The sequence below is a fragment of the Micromonospora sp. NPDC049559 genome (genome assembly GCF_040676675.1).
Taxonomy (GTDB): domain Bacteria; phylum Actinomycetota; class Actinomycetes; order Mycobacteriales; family Micromonosporaceae; genus JBFAPK01.
In genome coordinates, this window is record NZ_JBFAPK010000015.1 from 86,638 (window position 1) to 104,773 (window position 18,136).

General features: G+C 73.2%; 13 protein-coding genes and 1 riboswitch. Of the genes, 7 read left to right on the forward strand and 6 right to left on the reverse strand.

Annotation, left to right across the window (positions count from 1 at the left end; translation table 11 throughout):
• Nucleotides 1-14: 14 nt before the first annotated feature.
• Complete coding sequence (locus AB0J86_RS18235) at nt 15-893, reverse strand: L,D-transpeptidase (protein ID WP_363858439.1); 879 nt, start codon at nt 891-893, stop codon at nt 15-17.
• Between the two features lie 441 nt (nt 894-1,334).
• A riboswitch (cyclic di-AMP (ydaO/yuaA leader) is annotated at nt 1,335-1,475 on the forward strand.
• A 3-nt stretch (nt 1,476-1,478) separates the two neighbouring features.
• Between AB0J86_RS18235 and AB0J86_RS18240 the strand changes: the two genes are divergently transcribed.
• Nucleotides 1,479-2,153: a transglycosylase family protein gene (locus AB0J86_RS18240; RefSeq protein ID WP_363858440.1), complete on the forward strand. Its 675-nt coding sequence runs from the start codon at nt 1,479-1,481 to the stop codon at nt 2,151-2,153.
• Between the two features lie 60 nt (nt 2,154-2,213).
• Here the strand turns inward: AB0J86_RS18240 and AB0J86_RS18245 are convergent, their stop codons facing one another.
• The gene (locus AB0J86_RS18245; RefSeq protein ID WP_363858442.1) at nt 2,214-2,930 is read right to left on the reverse strand and encodes a hypothetical protein; all 717 of its coding nucleotides are present in this window, start codon (nt 2,928-2,930) and stop codon (nt 2,214-2,216) included.
• Nucleotides 2,931-3,502: 572 nt separating this feature from the next.
• Here AB0J86_RS18245 and AB0J86_RS18250 point away from each other — a divergent pair.
• Nucleotides 3,503-4,735, forward strand: coding sequence for a GH25 family lysozyme (locus AB0J86_RS18250; RefSeq protein ID WP_363858443.1), 1,233 nt, complete (start codon nt 3,503-3,505; stop codon nt 4,733-4,735).
• Nucleotides 4,736-4,839: 104 nt separating this feature from the next.
• Nucleotides 4,840-6,657 (forward strand): sialidase family protein, encoded by a 1,818-nt coding sequence (locus AB0J86_RS18255; protein WP_363858445.1) that lies wholly within the window; start codon nt 4,840-4,842, stop codon nt 6,655-6,657.
• A gap of 56 nt (nt 6,658-6,713) precedes the next feature.
• Here the strand turns inward: AB0J86_RS18255 and AB0J86_RS18260 are convergent, their stop codons facing one another.
• Entirely contained in the window at nt 6,714-8,852 is a 2,139-nt protein-coding gene (locus tag AB0J86_RS18260) for an MMPL family transporter (RefSeq protein ID WP_363858447.1), read from the reverse strand.
• Nucleotides 8,853-9,081: 229 nt separating this feature from the next.
• On the opposite strand from AB0J86_RS18260, the gene AB0J86_RS18265 reads away from it, so the two are divergent.
• Together AB0J86_RS18265 and AB0J86_RS18270 are read left to right on the forward strand one after the other, a co-directional pair.
• Nucleotides 9,082-10,230, forward strand: coding sequence for a sensor histidine kinase (locus AB0J86_RS18265; protein WP_363858449.1), 1,149 nt, complete (start codon nt 9,082-9,084; stop codon nt 10,228-10,230).
• Nucleotides 10,227-10,889 carry a response regulator transcription factor gene (locus AB0J86_RS18270; protein WP_363858451.1) on the forward strand — a complete coding sequence of 221 codons (663 nt, stop codon included), beginning with the start codon at nt 10,227-10,229 and terminating at the stop codon, nt 10,887-10,889. The genes AB0J86_RS18265 and AB0J86_RS18270 overlap by 4 nt, the downstream gene beginning before the upstream one ends.
• 39 nt (nt 10,890-10,928) lie before the next feature.
• Here the strand turns inward: AB0J86_RS18270 and AB0J86_RS18275 are convergent, their stop codons facing one another.
• A complete protein-coding gene (locus AB0J86_RS18275) occupies nt 10,929-11,570 on the reverse strand; it encodes a TetR/AcrR family transcriptional regulator (RefSeq protein ID WP_363858453.1) in 642 nt (213 codons plus the stop codon).
• Between the two features lie 77 nt (nt 11,571-11,647).
• Between AB0J86_RS18275 and AB0J86_RS18280 the strand changes: the two genes are divergently transcribed.
• Nucleotides 11,648-12,064, forward strand: a complete 417-nt coding sequence (locus tag AB0J86_RS18280; RefSeq protein WP_363858455.1) for an ester cyclase — start codon at nt 11,648-11,650, stop codon at nt 12,062-12,064.
• A gap of 37 nt (nt 12,065-12,101) precedes the next feature.
• On the opposite strand, the gene AB0J86_RS18285 is transcribed toward AB0J86_RS18280, so the two are convergent.
• Both AB0J86_RS18285 and AB0J86_RS18290 read right to left on the reverse strand, forming a co-directional pair.
• Nucleotides 12,102-12,527, reverse strand: a complete 426-nt coding sequence (locus AB0J86_RS18285) for a YchJ family protein (RefSeq protein WP_363858457.1) — start codon at nt 12,525-12,527, stop codon at nt 12,102-12,104.
• 86 nt (nt 12,528-12,613) lie between these two features.
• Entirely contained in the window at nt 12,614-14,680 is a 2,067-nt protein-coding gene (locus tag AB0J86_RS18290; RefSeq protein ID WP_363858458.1) for a glycosyl hydrolase family 28-related protein, read from the reverse strand.
• A gap of 602 nt (nt 14,681-15,282) precedes the next feature.
• Here AB0J86_RS18290 and AB0J86_RS18295 point away from each other — a divergent pair.
• Entirely contained in the window at nt 15,283-18,123 is a 2,841-nt protein-coding gene (locus AB0J86_RS18295) for a LamG domain-containing protein (protein ID WP_363858460.1), read from the forward strand.
• Nucleotides 18,124-18,136: the final 13 nt, after the last annotated feature.

Here is an 18,136-nt window from a genome sequence, read left to right on the forward strand (position 1 = left end):
AGGCCGTTGGCCGGCTATTGCCTGGTGTAGTCGGCCCAGCTCATGTCCCAGACCGTCCAGCCGTTGCCGGGGGCGAGCCGCTTCTCGGTACCGGTCACGGTCACCGGGTCGCCGACCTGTGAATTGCGGTACACCCATTCGGCATTCTCGGTCGAGAGATTCGTGCAGCCGTGGCTGACGTTGTTGCGGCCCTGGTCGTCGACCGACCACGGGGCGGCGTGGATGTACTCGCCGTCGGCGGTGAGCCGCTCCGCGTACCGTACGTCGAGCGAGTCGCGGTCGCTGTAGACCCAGAACGCCCGGCTCTCCCGGCTCATGATCAGCATGTTGCCGGAAGAGGTCGGGGTCTGTGGCGCGCCGAGGCTCACGGGGAAGGTCTTGACCAGTTTGTCGTCGCGGAAGACCTGCATCTGCTTGGTCGCGTTGGTGATCTTGAAGGTGGTTCTGCGGCCGATGGTCGCCGTGATGGTCCGGTCGGTGTCGAAATGGCGGCCCCCGGGCGCCGCCACCCCACCGATCTCGCTCCGTACCGTCAGCCTGGTCCCCGGCCGCCAGTGGTCCCTCGGGCGGTAGATGACCTGGTCGTCGCTGTGCCAGCGCCAGGCGCCGACCTGCGGGGGATCGCTGCGTACGGAGAGGCGCCGTTCCACCTCGGTCTTCGTACCGGCCGGCACCGGCGCGCCGAACTTCAGTACCACCGGCATGCCGACGCCGTAGACCTCGCCGTTGCGCAGCTCCACCGTGCTGGTGACGGGGTCACCGCCCGGCCGGCCGCCGGCGCGGAGGTCGGCGCCGGTGGGCGGGGTCGCGCCGGCGTGCGCCGGGCCGGCGGCGAACAGGACCGCGGTGGCGGTGAGCAGGAGTGCGGTCCCGAGCGCCAGGGCCACACTCACCCGGCGGTTGCTCGGTACTCGGTTCGCTCGCTCTTCGTTCTCCACCTCGGCCTCCATCGGATCGGTTTCCGGTTTCGACTGTCGCGGTGACGCACCCGTCGTCTCTCGACCTCGGAGACGGGGGCGGGCGGTCGGGCGGTGGTTCGCGGGGCCTGTCCGGCGATGGGGGCTCGGTGTGCCGAGCGGGTACCCGCGTCGCGGCGCGACTAACGGCGCGTCCCCGCGTTCCCGCCCGATTCCGCCCCGCCCGCGCCCGGCGTGCCGCCTTCCCGACATATCGAAATTGCGGGGCGTCGCCCGAGTAGGCACCGTTTCGTCGTGAGGGGAGTCACCATCCGGGCGGCAGGAGTGGAGCGCCCCGCCGACCCCGTCCTAGCGTCGGTTGTTCCGCTTCCAGCGGATGCCCGCGCCGGTACGCCGAGTCCTGCCGCCGGTCGGCGGGTCGAAGACGAACCACAGGCAGGAGCGGGGGACCCAGGTTCCTCGGCGCGCGGGAGCGCGCCTCTGGGGTGAAGCCGCCTTGGCGGCCGGGCGACCTCGGCCCGAACCCGACAGCTCACCTCGTAGGCGTGGAGGGGGATACCCATGGCTTTCAGCAGGTACACCGGGCGTCACCACGTCCAGCCGTCCCGCCGGCACCGCCGGATGGCCGCCGCCGTCGCGCTCTCCGGTGCCGCCGGGGTGGCCGCGCTGCTCGGCAGCGGTACGGCCGCCAGCGCCGCGTCGAGCGTGAACTGGGACGCCATCGCCCAGTGCGAGTCCAGCGGGAACTGGCACATCAACACCGGCAACGGCTACTACGGGGGCCTGCAGTTCGCGCAGAGCACCTGGCAGGCGTACGGCGGAACGAAGTACGCGGCCCGCGCCGACCTGGCCACCCGGGAGCAGCAGATCGCCGTGGCCGAGAAGGTCCTCGCGGGTCAGGGCATCGGCGCCTGGCCGGTCTGCGGTGCGCGGGCCGGCGCGTCGACGCCGAGTCCGACGAGCACCACCTCGAAGCCGGCGAGCACCACCTCGAAGCCGGCCGGCACCGCGACGAAGCCGACGGGCGGCGCGTCCCACCGGGGCGGCTCGACCGGCGGCGGGTCCCACCCGGCCGCCGGGAAGGGCGGCTACACCGTCCGGCCCGGTGACACGCTCTCGGCGATCGCCGCGAAACACCACGTCCAGGGCGGCTGGCACGCGCTGTACGAGAAGAACAAGCGGGTCGTCGGCGCCGACCCGAACCTGATCCTCCCCGGGCAGCGACTCAGCCTCTGACGCGTGGCGACCGGGGCGCCCGCGGCGGTTCGCCGCGGGCGCCCCGGCGGCGCCGAACCGTCACTCGCCGTCGGGGAAGGCGTAGCTCGACGGCGGGTTGGCCTGCTGGGCCGGTGTGCCGTAGACGATCGCGACCTCGTCGTGCGCGTGCAGGACGATCCCCGCCGGGTCGCCCGCGTACGGCTTGCCGTTCACGTACGCCTGGAGCACCTTGCCGTCGCCGGCCTTGAGCCCGCCGATCTGGTCGGCCGTGAGCGTCACCTGCCACTCGGTGAAGAACTGGCCGAGGCTGAAGTCGGCCTTCACCGGCGACTCGATGTGCAGCACGCCCGTGGTGTCGTGGGTGTGCAGGGGGCTGATCTGGCCGCCCGCGGCGTCGATGCCGACCTCGGCCGGTACCGTCACCGGCTGCCCGTTCGCGATCACGTCGAGGTGGGCGTGGATGTGCTCGGTCGTACCCTCGGTGCCGAGCATGGGCAGCCCGGCCGCGCGTACCTGGGCGCCGGCGTCCGCCGGCGCGTCCCACGGCGGCTGGTCCGTGCGGCCCTGGGCGGTGGCGAGCGGGGTGGCCGGGATCGCCGGCGGCGGGGCGGCGCTGCTCTTGCTCGGCTGGTGGAAGACCATCACCAGCGCCACGGCGAGCACCACCGCCGCGACAAAGCCGATCATGGTGCCGGTGAAGAGCCGCCGCCTGCGGCGCTCCTGCCGCCTGGCCCGCTCCATCGCCTTCCGGGCCGCTTCGGCGCGTTCCTGCCGGCTCCGGCTCCCGCTTGGCATGCTCGCGTCCCTCCCGTACCTCCTCGCTCAGGGGCACCGGATCGGCGTCCCCGGCCATGCCCGCTGGCACGACGCACCCAAAGATGCGCTGGTCAGGTGGGAAAACGCGGAGAGTTACCTGGACGTTCGATGAGGGTCCCCGAGTAGGTCGTCGAGACCAATGATGAAGCGCGTGTCGGTGGGCGGTGGAGCCGCCCGGTCGCCGCGCTTCGGGCTCATCGCTGCTCTGTCGGGGGCTGGGCCGGCCCGAAGTCACCTTCGGGTTCCCGGCTGATCGCCTCCAGCAGCGCTGGGTCGCTGTACACCTCGGCGGTGTGCCGCCACTGGGACAGCAATACGGCAATCGGGGTCAGGTTGTCCAGGGAGGCGGCGCCCTGAGCGACCGTCACCAACTCGGACAGGAGCTGATCGACGTCCGCTCCGAAGCCCGCTACCGCTCCCGGTCGGTGGAGCGTCAGTACGGCGCAACCGGGACGCTAGTCCGCGCTGGTAGAAGTTCCGATCGACAAACGTCAAATCGGTACCGCCCCGGCCTCCGGCCGGCCGCGGCTCGGCTTGGAAGGTCGTGAGGAATGAGGCTGTGGAGAGGGATCGCCGCCGTCGCGGTGGCGGCGGCGGTTCTCGGCATACCGGCGGCGGCGTCGGCGGCCGAGGCCACGGGGCCGGCGACGGGGGCCGAACCCGCCGCCCCCGGGGCGGTGCCACTGGCGACGACGATCCCCGGTATCGACGTCTCCGCGTACCAGAACCCGATCAACTGGACCTCGGTCAGGAACTCCGGCCAGGCCTTCGCCATCGTGAAGGCGACCGAGTCGACCACGTACACGAGCAGCCGCTTCGCCATCGACTACGCCCAGGCGGCCAGCGTCGGGATGATCCGTGGCGCGTACCACTTCGCCCGGCCCGACAGCGGCGCGAACGACGCGCTGCTGGAGGCGCGGTACTTCGTCGGGGTGGCGGGCACCTTCGGCACCCCGGGCGAGCTGCCGCCGGCGCTCGACCTGGAGGCGAACGCCGGGCTCTCGGTCAGCCAGCTGCAGAACTGGGTGCAGACCTGGCTCGACGAGGTCGAGCGGCTGACCGGCCGGGTACCGATGATCTACACGAACGTCAGCAACTGGAAGAACTGGATGGGCAACAGCACCGCGTTCGCCCGGTACCCGCTCTGGATCGCCCAGTACGGGGTCAGCGCGCCGAGCCGGATCGGCGGCTGGAGCTCGTACACCTTCTGGCAGTACACCGACACGGCGTCGGTACCGGGCATCGCCGGCAACGTCGACGGCGACCGCTTCAACGGCAGCAGCGCCGACCTGCTCGCGCTGGCCCGGGGCGGCGGCGCCGGCCCGTGCGGGCTGGTCACCCTGAACCGCACCGCCTACCCCGACCTCCGGCAGGGCGGCACCGACACCGACGCGGTCTGCGCCGTGCAGACCCTGCTGCGCGGCGCGGGCCAGACCGTGCCGCTGGACGGCAACTTCGACACCGGCACGGCCGCGGCGGTCAGCGCCTTCCAGGGTGCCAACGGCGTGTACGGCGGCGCCACCGGCGTGGTCGACCGGTGGACCTGGACGGCGTTGCTGGCACACGGCGCCAGCTACCCGACCCTGCGCTCCGGCAGCAGCGGCGAGGCCGTGGTCCGGCTGCAACGGGCCCTCACCGCCGCGCTCGGCGTCGCCCTGGACCAGGACGGCATCTTCGGGCCGGCCACCACGGCCGCGGTCAAGAGCTACCAGACGTCGTACTCGCCGCCGTCGGACGGCATCGTCGGCGACGGTACCTGGGGCCACCTCAGACAGGGCCGCTGAACCCCTCGTCGGCGCGGGCCGCTCTGGTAAATTTTTTGCAATCTATGCCGGCATATTGAAGATTGCAGCCGGACGGCCCGCCCACCGACATCTTGGAGACAGCGGTGCGGAAGTCACTTTCGAGGATGCGGGCGCTGGTGCCGCTCCTCGCCCTCGTGGTCGGTTCGAGCCTGGTCGCCCCGGCGGCGCCGGCCGCCGCGGCGAACCTGGAGGGGAAGTACATCCTCAAACCCGACACGTACGGCTACAAGTGTTACCGCATCCCGGCGCTGGTGAAGGCGAAGGACGGCAGCCTGCTGCTCTTCGCCGAGGGGCGCAAGCCCAGCTGCGGGGACACCGGTACGCACGACGTGGTGATGGTCCGCTCCACCGACCGGGGACAGACCTGGTCCGCGCCGATCGCGGTGCACCAGGGCGTCGACACCACCGCGCACAACCCGGTACCGATGGTGGACGCCGCCACCGGTCGGGTGGTGCTGCTGACCACGCGCGCCTACCGGACGGTCTGGCGGCAGTACAGCATGGACAACGGAAAGAGCTGGACCACGCCCGAGGAGATCACCGGGAGTGTGAAGCTCCCGACCTGGCAGGGGTACGCCACCGGCCCCTCGCACGGGATCCAGCTGACCCGCGGCGCGCACGCCGGCCGGCTCGTCGCCGGCACCAACTACACCGCGTCCGACGGGCGGCGCGGCGGCGCCCTCGTCTACAGCGACAACGGCGGGCTGGACTGGCACCTCGGCGCCTACGACGACGGCGCCTACCCGGACCTGAGGGTGCAGGAACTCTCCGTCTTCGAGCGCCCGGACGGCTCGATCTTCGCGTTCGCCCGCGACGAGGGCGGTCCCAACGCCGCCACGGTCGCCTCGGCCGTCTCCACCGACGGCGGGCTCACCTTCTCCACCGGCTTCCGCGCCGGTGCCGCCGAGTCGAGCCTCGCGGTGCCGACCGTCCAGGCGTCCACGCTGGAACTGCGCGCCACCGACAGGGGCGCCCGGTACAACCGGGTCCTGCTCGCCGCGCCCACCCGGCAGGGTGAGACCCGGGAGAACATGACGATCCGCTCCACCTTCAAGGGCGGCAACGAGTGGGTCGACCCGAGCGGGGGGACGGTGATCTACTCCGGGATGTCGGCCTACACCGACATGACGCTGGTGGACGCCAACACCGTCGCGCTCGCGTACGAGCGGGCGGCCTCCTGGTCGCACGGGTACATCTGGTTCACCACCTTCACCGAGGCGGACCTGGGGCTGCCGGACGCGGCGTCGGTCGGCAAGCCGACCACCCCGGACTCGTCCCCGAACGACCTCGACGCGTACGTGCACGGCGGCGCGCGGCCGGTCACCGGCCGGTTCGGCAGCGCCCTCTCGCTGGACGGCACCGACGACCACGTACGCCTGCCGTTCGCCGAGGACCTGGCGGTCAGCAGCGGTGACTTCACCTGGTCCGGCTGGTTCAACTACGGCGCGAGCACGGCGACGCAGGCGCTGGTGTGGGCGTACAACCAGGGCGACGTCTACTCCCAGCTCTGGTTCCGCGCCGAGCCGGCCAACGGTCTGCTGCGGGCCTGGGCGCAGAGCGGCGAGACGCACTTCTCCGTCGCCACCACGAAGGCCTACAACGACCAGAGGTGGCACCACTTCGCGCTGGTCCGGTCGGGCGACACCCTGGCGATCTACGTGGACGGGGCGTCGGCCGGGTCCGCCGCCGTCGCCGGGCTCGGCTCGGTGAGCCCGAAGCGTCCGTTCGAGATCCACCTGGGGCAGCGGCTCGACGGCGCGCAGCGGCTGCGCGGCTCGCTGGACGACGTACGGCTCTACGACCGGGCGCTGACCGGCGCGGAGATCGGCCAGCTCTACTCCTCGAACGTCGCCCTCCCCGACGGCCTGCTGATCCGGCTCCCACTGGACACGGTGGGCTGACCCCGTCGATCTAGGGCAAATCCTTGCTAATGGATATCCACTAGCAAGGATTTGCCCTAGATCGACGGGGCGAGCGGCGCCGGTACGGGTTCGGGCGCGGCCGGCGCGGACGCGCGCGGGACCAGCAGCAGGCGGGCGAGCCAGCCCGGCAGCCACCAGTTCCAGCGGCCGAGGAGCGACACCGTGGCCGGTACCAGCAGCGAACGCACCACCGTGGCGTCGAGCAGGATGCCCGCGCCCAGCCCGGTCGCCAGGATCTTGATGTCGGTGCTCGGCGCGGTCGACAGCGAGACGAACGAGAGGAAGAGGATCAGCGCGGCGCTGGTGACCAGCCGCCCGGTACGGCCGATCCCCTCGACGATGGCGGCGCGGGTGTCGCCGGTGCGGTCGTACTCCTCCCGCATCCGGGCGAGGATGAAGACCTCGTAGTCCATGGAGAGGCCGTAGAGGAACGCGAAGCCCATCAGCGGCACCCAGAAGGTGATCGCGCCGGTGGCGGGGATGTCCCAGAGCAGGCGCGAGCCGTATCCGTCCTGCCAGACCAGCACCAGCACCCCGTAGCTGGCCGCCAGGGAGAGCAGGTTCAGCAGCACCGCCTTCAGCGCCAGCAGCACCGAGCGGAATGCCCGGGTCAGCAGCACGAACGTGATCAGTCCGATCACGGCGAGGAGCAGCGGAAACGGCCCGTACAGCGCCTCCTCGGCGTCCATCGAGAGCACGCCGAACCCGCCGACGCGCGCCCCGGGCAGCGCCCGCACCGCGTCGCGTACCCGGGTGATGGTGGCCTTGCCGGCGTCGCTGCTCGCCTCGTCGCTCGGGAGCACGACCAGCAGCCGGGTGTTCCCGCGGTGCCAGCCGGGGCCGGCCGGGGCGAGGCTCGCGTACGCGCCGGGCAGGTCGTCCAGCGCCGCCGGGCGCGGGGCGTCCGCGGGGACCAGCACCTCGATCGGGGTGAGCACGCCCCCGGGTACGCCCGCCCGGGTCAGCTCGGCCAGCCCGGCCGCGGCGGCCGGCGGGGCCGACCGGGCGAGCGCGTCGCTCCGCGCGTCGCCGAGGTCGATCCGCGCGGCCGAGACCGCCAGGGCCCCGAGGACCAGCAGCGCACCGCCGGCGGCGAGCCAGCGGGCGCGGACCACCCCGCCCGCCCAGGCGCTCCAGCCGCGGCCGACCGTGCCGGAGCGGCGGAGCCGGGGCACGTCGACCCGGTGCCCGACCGTGGCCAGCAGCACCGGGAGCAGGGTGAGGGTGACCAGCACGCTGATCACGGGTACGAGCATGCCGCCGTAGCCGACGCTGCGCAGGAACGGTACGGGCAGCAGCACCAGGGCGATCAGTCCGATCGCGACGGTGACACCGCTGAACAGCACGGCCCGACCGGCGCTGGCCATGGCCCGGTGCACCGCCTCGTCGCCGTGGTGGCCGTGCGCCCGCTCCTCGCGCCAGCGGGTGACCAGCAGCAGCGAGTAGTCGATGGCGACGCCGAGGCCGATCAGCGCCGCCAGGAACTGGACGATGAAGCTGACGTCGGCGATGCCGGTGAGGCCGAGCACGACCAGGAACGTGGTGAGGATCGAGACGGCCGCCACCAGCAGCGGTACCAGGGCCAGCAGCGAGCCGAAGACGAAGGCCAGCACCACGAGCGCGCCGAGACCGCCGATCAGCGTCTCGGCCAGCACGCCGGTGCCGGTGCCGGTGTCGTGCGCCGCGGCGAGTTCGTTCAGGCCGGTGACGTGCACGGTCGCGCCCGGCGGCAGCGCCGGTGTCATGGCCCGGGTGAGCCGCTCGCCGTAGTCGCCGCCGCCCGCGCCGGGAGGTGGCGGGAAGACGAGCCCGAAGACGGTACGCCCGTCGGTGCCGACGAACCGGCGGTCGCCCGTACCGGGGTAGGAGACGACCCGCAGCCGGGGGTCGAGCGCCGCCGCCGCGTCGAAGGCCCGGGCCAGCGCCGGGTCGTCGACGCCGGCGCCGGCGGGCAGCACCACGACCGGGACCAGCGGGTACGTGGTCGCGCCGGTGCCGTACTCGGCCAGGATCGCGTCGTTCGCCTCCTGGGCGGCGGTGCTCGGGAACGAGAACTCCTGGGTCAGCTCTCCCGACAGCCGCCCCGCGGCGGCCCCGCCGGCGAGGAAGAGCACGAGCCAGGACAGGACGACGGCGAGCTTGTGCCGCAGTACGAAGTGGGAGAAGCGGAGCATCATCTCTCCTGTCGGTCGGACATCCCTGGCGGCCGTACGACGCGCGCCGCGCCGCTGCCGTCCGGGTCCCGACGATGCCCGCCCCGGGGGTGCCGGCGCGTCGGGCCGGGGAAGGCAGTTCGGGCTGCCGCGCGGGGAGCAGGGCGGCGGAAACTACATCCCCGGCGGTAGCGGCGCCTACGACCTGCGCGGGACGCGCGGGCGGGCGGCGTTCGTCTACCGTTCGACCATGGTCATGTGGGGGTGGCGCGGCGGCTGGCGCGATCCGGCCACGGCGCTCGGGCTCACCGCGCTGGTGCTGGTCAGCGCCGCGACCTCGCCGCCCGGCCGGGCCCCGCTCGACGCCGGCGGCGTCCTGCTGCTGGTGCTCGCGGGGATGGCGATCGCGCTGCGCTGGCGGGCACCGGTGCTGGTCCTCGGTCTCGCGACCGCCTGCATGGTCGGGTACGAGTTGCGCGGCTATCCCGGGTACGCGCCGCTGCCGCCCGTGCTCTTCGCCCTCTACGCGGCGGTCAAACGGGGCTGTCGCGGTCCGGCCGCGCTGGCCGCCGGGGTCATCGTGATCGGCGGCCTCGTCGGGCAGCTCAGCTGCGACCAGCCGTCCCCCGACGCCGTGCAGCGCTGGATTCTGCTGCTCGGCTGGCTGGTGGCGGCCGGCGTGGCGGGGGAGCTGTCCCGCAAGCACCGCGCCTACCTCGACCAGGTCGAGCAGCGCGCCGCGGAGGCCGAACGCACCCGCGAGGAGACCGCCCGCCGCCGCGCGGGCGAGGAGCGGCTGCGCATCGCCCGCGAGCTGCACGACTCGCTCACGCACAGCATCTCGATCATCAAGGTGCAGGCCGGGGTCGCGGTCCACCTCGCCCGCAAGCGCGACGAGCCGGTCGACGCGGCGCTGCTGGCGATCCAGCAGGCCAGCACGGAGGCGATGCGGGAACTTCGGGCCACCCTGGAGGTGCTGCGCGACGGCGAGGACGGGGCGGGGGCGGGCGGCAGCGGGCTGGACCGGATGGAGCAGCTGGTCGACGGCGCGCGGCGGGCCGGGCTGCCGGTCACGGTACGGGTCAGCGGCCAGCCGCGACCGCTGCCGGCGCCGGTGGACCGCGCCGCGTACCGGATCATCCAGGAGGCACTGACCAACGTCGGGCGCCACGCCGGCCCGGCGGTGACCGCGTCGGTGCGGCTGGGTTACCGGGAGAACGGGTTGACCGTACGGGTGGACGACGACGGCCGGGGCGTCCCGGGCGAGACCGTGACACCGGGGGTGGGGCTGGCCGGCATGCGGGAGCGGGTCAGCGCGCTCGGCGGTTCGCTGCACGCCGGCCCGCGTGACGGTGGCGGCTTCACCGTCCGCGCCGAGCTGCCGCTGGCGGCGTCGTGATCCGGGTGCTGCTCGCTGACGACCAGGCGCTGATCCGCGCCGGATTCCGGGCGCTGCTCGGCGCCGAGGAGGACATCGAGGTGGTGGCCGAGGGCGCGAACGGCCGGGAGGCGGTCGCGCTCGCCGTGGAGCACGTGCCCGACGTCGCCCTCGTCGACATCCAGATGCCGGTCCTGGACGGGATCGAGGCGACCCGGCAGATCGCGGCCGATCCGCGCCTGACCGGCGTACACGTGGTGATCCTGACCAACTACGGCCTCGACGAGTACGTCTACCGCGCGCTGCGGGCGGGGGCCGGCGGCTTCCTGGTCAAGGACACCGAACCGGCGGACCTGATCCACGGCGTACGGGTGGCCGCCCGCGGGGACGCGCTGCTCTCCCCGGCCATCACCCGCCGGCTCATCGGCGAGTTCGTGTCGCGTCCGCCCCGGGGCGGCCTCGGCGCGGGGCTGGAGGTCCTCACCAACCGGGAGCGGGAGGTGGTGGCGCTCGCCGCGCGGGGCATGTCGAACGACGAGATCGCCGCCCACATGGTGATCAGCCTCGCCACCGCGAAGACCCACATCAGCCGGGCGATGACGAAGCTGCGCGCCCGGGACCGCGCCCAGTTGGTCGTCCTCGCCTACGAGTCCGGGCTGGTCACGCCGCCGTCGCGGTGACCGTGGGCCGGCGGCTCGGCGGCGTCGGGCCGGCGGTGGTCACCGCCGGCTGCCCGTACCGGTCGGGATGCCGACGAGCTTGGTGAGGAAGCGGTCGACCTGCTCGTGCGCGGGCGGCCAGGGCAGGTCCGGCTCGTTGAGGCGCAGCGACAGCATCCCGTTCACGGCGGTACGGAGGTCGATCGCCACGGTCGCCGCGTCGTCGGCCGGGGCGAGCCCGGCGTCCATGCAGCGCTGTACCGCCGTCGTGGTGCGCGCGATCAGCACCTCCTTGAAGGGCATGCCGAGGCGCCGGTTGACCTTGCTCTCGTGCAGCACCTTGTATATCCCCGGATGCTCGTGGGCCCAGGCGACCTGGGCCAGGATCCGCGCCCGCAGCCCGCCGGCGGGGTTCTCGTGCGCCGCCTCGGCGTCGTCACCCGTCCGGACCAGTTCCTCGTGGCAGCGCCGCATCGCGGCCAGCACGAGCGCGTCCCGGTCGGGGAAGTGCAGGTAGATCGAGGTGGCGGCGACGGAGATCTCCCGCGCGACGGCGCGCAGGGAGAGGGCCTCGTCGTCGGCGAGTTCGTCGAGCATCCGTACCGCCGCCGAGACGATCTCCTCGCGCAGCCGTTCGCCCTGGCCGCGCGCGTTGCGGCGACGCCGGGCGGTCGGGCTGGGCGAGGACGGATCAGCTGCCATGACCGGGCCATTGTAACCGCACATCAGTTGCGCTACGGTCGTAGCGCTACAGCCGTTCACTTAGAAGGGCTCCTTCCATGGATCTTTCGTCGCCCACCGCCGAGCGTGCCCCCAGCGACGTGCTCGACCGGAACAAGCGGACCGTGCTCGCCTTCTACGAGGCCGGCATCAACCAGAAGGACTTCGTCGCCGCGTCCGCGCTGATCGGCGCCAGCTACCGGCAGCACAACCCGCGGATCGCCGACGGCATCGAGGGTTTCCGGGGCTTCGTCGACCAGATCAGGCGGGACTTCCCCGAACTGCGGGCCGACGTCAAGAAGATCTTCGCCGAGGGCGACCACGTCGTCGCGCACGTGCACGGCATCCGGGTTCCCGGGCAGCCCGGTACGGCCATCGTCGACATCTTCCGCCTCGACGACGGCAAGATCGTCGAGCACTGGGACGTCATGCAGCCGATCCCCGAGGAATCCCTGAACCCCAACGGCATGTTCTGAGGGCCTCCCGTCGGGCCCGCCAGCCGTCGGTCCGGCGTTACGTCGGGGAGCCCGTGGCGTCGAGGTAGACCCACTCGCCGTCCGCGCGGACGAACCGGCTCCGCTCGTGCAGCGTTCCGGGGCGGCCCGACTCCCGGTAGTGGGCGACGAACTCGACCTGGCCCGTGGTGTCGAAGAGGCTGCCCTGGTCGGTACCGAGGATCTCCAGGCGGGTCCAGCGCTGCCGCGGGTCGAGCGTCAGCCGGGCCGGCCGGGTGCGGGAGTGCCAGGTGCGCAGCAGGTAGGCGGTGTCGCCGACGGCGAAGGCGCTGAACCGGGAGCGCATCAGCTGCTCGGCGGTCGCCGCGGTCGCCTCCCCCCGGTGCAGCCGGCCGCAGCACCCCTCGTACGCGCCGCCCGAGCCGCACGGGCAGCGTCCGGTCGTCTCGTCGCCCGTGCTGGAGCGGGTACCGCGTTTCGCCACCGGCCCATTCTGCCCGCCGTCGCGGACGGTCCCGTCCGGAAGGGGCCCTCGCCGCCGGCGGAAGCGACGGCGAGGGCCCGCACACCTCACCAGGCGGACGGTGCCGGCGGCGCGACCACCGGCGGGCGGTCGTCGCAGGTGATCGTGTTCGGCAGCTCCCAGGGGGCGAGCCAGGGGCCGGTGGTGCCGCCCCCGTCGTTGCCGCCGAGGTCGGTCAGGGAGAACTCGGAGCCGGCCGGCGTGAAGTGGAACGAGCCGCAGTTGTTGACGCCGACCGCGCCGACGTTGCGGGCGTCGACGTTCTCGAAGGACGCCGAACCGGCCACCCGGGCGCTCACCACCGAGGTGCCCGTACCGTCGACCCGGATGTCCCGGAAGCGGACCCCGGTGATCGAGTAGAGGTCCTTCACCGACCACTCGCTGACCAGCATGATCGCGTTGTAGGTGTTGTCGAGGTAGTGGTCCCCGACCACCTGGATGTCCGCGTCGATGTTTTTCTCCAGCGCGTAGAACCAGATCGCACCGAGCCCGATGTTCCAGTTCAGCTCGTACGTGCCGGCCCGTACCGTGGTGTTGTTCGTGATCAGCAGGCGCCCGGTGAAGGGCTCCGCGCCGAAGCGGGACCCGACCTGGATCGCGCTGCCCTCGCGGACCGGGTCCGCGACCAGGTTGTTGGAGACCGTGTTGTCGGTACCGCCGTAGATGGCGATGCCGTTGGCCAGCACCGGCGTCTGCACCGTGTTGTGGTCGAAGGTGTTGCCCGCGTTCGCGGTCCGCTCCGACCACATGGCGAGGGCGTCGTCGCCGGTGTTGCGGAAGAAGTTGTTCGACACCACCGAGTTCGTGACGCCGGTGTGGAAGTTCAACCCGTCGGCGATCTGGTCCACGACGACGTTGTTGGTGATCCGCAGGTTCGTCATCGGACCGTCGAACCACATCCCGACCTTGGTGTGGCTGATGTGGAGACCGTCGATGGTGGAGTCGCTCATCGCCCCGCCGACGCCGTTGACCTGGTCGGTGTCGATGCGCTCGCGGACGTCCCCCTCGATGGCGAAGCCGGAGAGGTGCACGTTGCGGCTGCCGCCGGCCGCGGCGTCCCGGCCGTAGAAGCCGACGCCCGTGTGCACCGAGCCGTCCGGGGCCGGCGGGTCGAGCGCGACCTCGCGGCCCTTGACGATCGTGTACCAGTTGCCCGCGCCCTCGATCGTGACGTCGTCGACGATGATGTGCCGGTTCACCTGGTAGGTCCCCGGCGGGAGGTAGACCTTGAGGCGGGCGCGCTTCGCGAAGGCGATCGCCCGGTCGAACGCGTCGGCCGAGTCGCGCCGGCCGGTCGGGTCGGCGCCGAACGCCAGCACGTTCGCGGCGGCGAGGCTGACCCGGGGCGGGGCGACCAGCTGCGAGTCGAGCAGGTCGACGACGGTCCAGGCGGCGTTGGTCCGGGCCGGCGCGGTGAGGCGTACCCGGTCGCCGGCGCGGTAGGTGCGGCCGAGCAGGAGCCGCTGCTCGTCGTAGAAGTGGTTCGGCCGGAACGGCTTCGCGACGACCGGGGGCGGCGTGGTGGCGGCCGGCACGCAGTTGCACTCGGTGATCCACCAGTCCGGGTGCAGCAGGTCCGCGCCCGGGTCGTTCGAGAACGGGTACTGGTTGTAGAGCCAGGCGTACCGCGAGGTGAGCGTGATGGTCCGGCGCGCGCCGCCGTTCACCGTGACGTCCAGCGGCGCGGTGATCCCGCCGCCGCCCGGCGCGTCGGGGATGCTGTAGCGGACCGTGATCGCGTTGGCCGTGGCGGGCAGGGCGAACTCGACGTACTGCCCGGGGGCGAGCCGGACCGCGCGCCGGCCGGAGGCCTCGGCCGGCAGGGTGTAGGCCGCCCGGTCCGGGCCGATGACGGTACCGTTCGTCGCGGCGCTCTCCGCCTCCTGCTCGACGAAGTCGACGCGGGCGCCGCGCCCCGCGACCAGCGACGGGTCCAGGGCGGCCCGGGTGACGACCGGGGCGGCGGCGGGGTGCCGGGGCGGGCCGGCCAGCGCCGGGGTGCTCCCGCCGCCCGCCAGTACGCTCAGCCCCGCCGCGACCGCCGTCGCCGTGACCCAGCGGGCCGGTCTGCCGGATCGTCGCCCCGAGGTGGCTCCGATGGTGCTCCGTGACATCGAATCACTCGTTTCTCTCGCGGTGCCTGCGATGGATGGCGGGGCGCCGACCGGCGCCCGAGTACCGGAGCATCCCCAGGGGTCTGGCTGGCGGGCGGTGAGGTCCCGGACCGCCGTTCACAGCTGCGAAACAAAACTGGAGCGGTCATGTTATTGCAGAAAACTGTCCACATTCAAGCGCGGAATTGTCGTCTTCGTGGCGCAGTGATCGATGCCGGGCATCGATATAGACAGTCGTTGACCCCGTTGCGCGCCGTGATGTAGCGTTCGCCGTTGGGTGACGGCCCGACCTCGGGGGAGCGGGCGGCCCACAACGGGGAGGCCGGCCGATGGCGCGCCTGTACTTGTCCTCGTCAGCACGCGCCGGATCGAGTCGTTCCCGGCGACCACGGGGCGCGTGGCCGTGGAGCGGGAGCGGGCGTCACCGTGCCACCCGGCTGGGCGCCGCGCTGCTGACCGCCACCGCCGCCTCGGTCGTGGTGGTCGGGCCGGACCCCGCCGAGGCAGAGCCCGCAACCGTTCAGCCCGCGCCTGCCGAGCCCGCGACGGCGCGGCCCGCGCCTGCCGAGCCGTCCTCGTCCGGCGCCGCGCTCGCCGCGCCCGTGGTGGGTACCCGGTCCACCGTCCCCACCACCGGCTGCGTCACCGGCTCCGGCCGTCCGGCGGTCGACACCACCACGCCCGAGCTGCGGGCGGTGGTCAGCGACGCCGACGGCGGGTCGCTCTCCGCGAGCTTCGAGTGGTGGTCGGTGACCGGGACCGCCCCGATCGGCTCCGCGACGGTTTCCGGGCTCGCCTCGGGGGCCACGGCCGCGACGGGCGTACCGACCGGTGCCCTCGCCACCGGCGGCAACTACCGCTGGCGGGTTCGCGCCTCCGACGGCGCCGCCGCCTCGGCCTGGTCGTCCTTCTGCGAGTTCACCGTCCGGACCACGGCACCGCCGGCCCCGAACATCGTGGCGCCGCTGTTCCGGGAGACCGCCGGTGCCGCCCGCCCCTTCGACCTGAGCACCTACTCCGGCGCGGACTCCTGGCTGCGGGCCCGGTGGCCGCTGCACGAGGGTACGGGCGGCTCCACCACGGACACGTCGTTCTACGGACGGTTCCCGCTGACGCTCAACGGTGCCGCCTGGAACCCCGACGGCGCCGGCGCGTCGCTGACCTTCAACGGCACCGGCTCCTCGGCCGCCACCGACCGGTCCGTGGTCGCCACCGACGAGGACTTCACCGTCACCGCGTGGGTGCGCCTTCCCGCGGGCACCACCGGCACCCGTACCGTGCTGGCCCAGGAGGGGAGCCGGGGCAGCGGCTTCTTCCTCCAGTACACGGGCGCCTCGAACCGTTGGGCCTTCGGCCGGCATGCGGCGGACACCGACACCGCCGCGACCGTCGCCGCCACGTCGGTCGCCACCGCCCGCCCCGGCGTCTGGACCCACCTCGCGGGCGTCTACGACGGGATCAACCGGCAGCTCCGGCTCTACGTCGACGGGCTGCCCGTCGCGACCACCGCCTTCACCACGCCGTGGAACGCCCGCGGTGCCCTCGTGCTCGGGCGCGGCAAGCGCGCCGGCGCCGCCGCCGACTGGTGGTCGGGCGGCATCGACGACGTACGGGTCTACGAGGGCACGCTCGGCACTTCGGAGATCTCGGAACTGGCCAACGAGGTCGGATACGAGTACCAGCTCGACGACGCGCCGGCGCCCACCTCGACCACGGCGACCGGTTCCGCCCGGGTCGTGGTCACCCCCGCCACGGTCGGCGCGCGGACGCTGACGGTACGGGCCCGCAACCGCGCGGGCCAGCTCTCCGCGCCGGCGAGCTACCCGTTCGACGTGCTCAGCCTCGCCCCGCCGGAGCGGCCCGAGACCGCCACCACGCCGGAGATCCCGTGCGTTACCGGCCCGGGCCGGCCGGTGCTGGACACCACCACGCCGACACTGCGGGCGCGGGTCGGCGCCGGCGAGGGATGGCTCTCGGTCCAGTTCGACCTCGCGCCGATCCCGTACCGGGACGGCTTCCACAGCGCGGACGTCTCCGGCACCGGCCCGGACTTCTCGTACACCGTCCCGCCGGGCGTGCTCGCCGACCACGTCTCGTACGCGTGGCGGGCCACCGCGAGCGCGGACGGTGAGCCGGGTCCGTCCTCGGTCGTCTGCGAGTTCACCGTCTCCGCCCCCGAGCCGCCCCCGCCCGCGGTCCGCTCCGACGACTACCCGGACGACGGCTGGCGGTACGGCGGCGCCGGCCAGCCCGGCTCCTTCGGGTTCCGACCCGGCCTGAACGCGGCGCACCGGCGCCTGCAACTCGGCTTCCACGAGGGCGCCGGAAACACCGCCGGCGGGGAGGACCTCGGGCCCGGCGTCACCCTGAGCGGCGGGGCCGGCTGGGTGGCCGACCCGGCCGGTGCCAGCCTCGGCCTCAACGGCACCACCGGCTACGCGGTGAGTGAGCCCGGCGTGCTGCAGGGCGACGAGGACTACACCGTCGGTGCCTGGGTGCGGCTCACCGGCACCGGCGCGGCGGCGACGGTGCTGAGTCAGGAGGGGACCCGGCAGAGCCTGTTCCGTCTCGGCTATTCCAGGACCGACAACAGGTGGGCGCTGACCCTGCCGTTGACCGACGCCGACAACGCCGCCGTCGCGAAGGCGCTGGCCACCACCGCGCCCCAGGCCGGCGTCTGGACACACCTCGCCGGCGTACACGACTCGGCGCGCAAGGAGCTGCGGATCTACGTCAACGGCCGGCTGGAGGGGACCGCCGCCTACTCCGCCCGGCTCCGCAGCGGCTCGGAGCCGTTCACCATCGGCCGGGCCCGGGTCAACGGCGCGGCCACCGAGTACTGGCCGGGCCAGGCCGACGACGTCGTGGCCTTCACCCGGACGCTGACCGAGGCGGAGATCGCCGGCCTCGCCGGGACGAGCGGCTACGTCTACCAGTTCGACGGGGCGCAGCCGGTCGACGTGCCGGCGCGTGGGCTGGCCCGGGTGGTGTTGACGCCCGAGTACCACGGCGAGCACACGCTGAGCGTCCGGCGCCGGGACGCCACCGGCGCGCTCGGCGAGCCGACGACCTACTCGTTCCTCGCCGGCACCACCGGCGCGCCGGACCGACCGAGCCGGCTCGCCACCGAGCCCGCCACGGACTGTCGTACCGGCCCGGACCGGCCGCACGTCGACACGGCCACGCCCCGGTTGAGCGCCTTCACCGACGATGCCGACTTCGACGACCTCACCACCACCTTCGAGTGGTGGGCGGTCGACGGCGACAAGGTCGGCGAGGCGACCGTCTCCGACTGGTCGGGTCAGACGGTGTCGGTCGAGGTACCGGCCGGGGCGCTGGCCGAGGACGGCGCGTACGCCTGGCGGGTCCGCAGCGCCGACGCCGGTGCCGCGGGCGGATGGTCACAGTGGTGCGAGTTCACCGTGGACGCCGTGCCGCGCTAGCCGATCGCCGGGG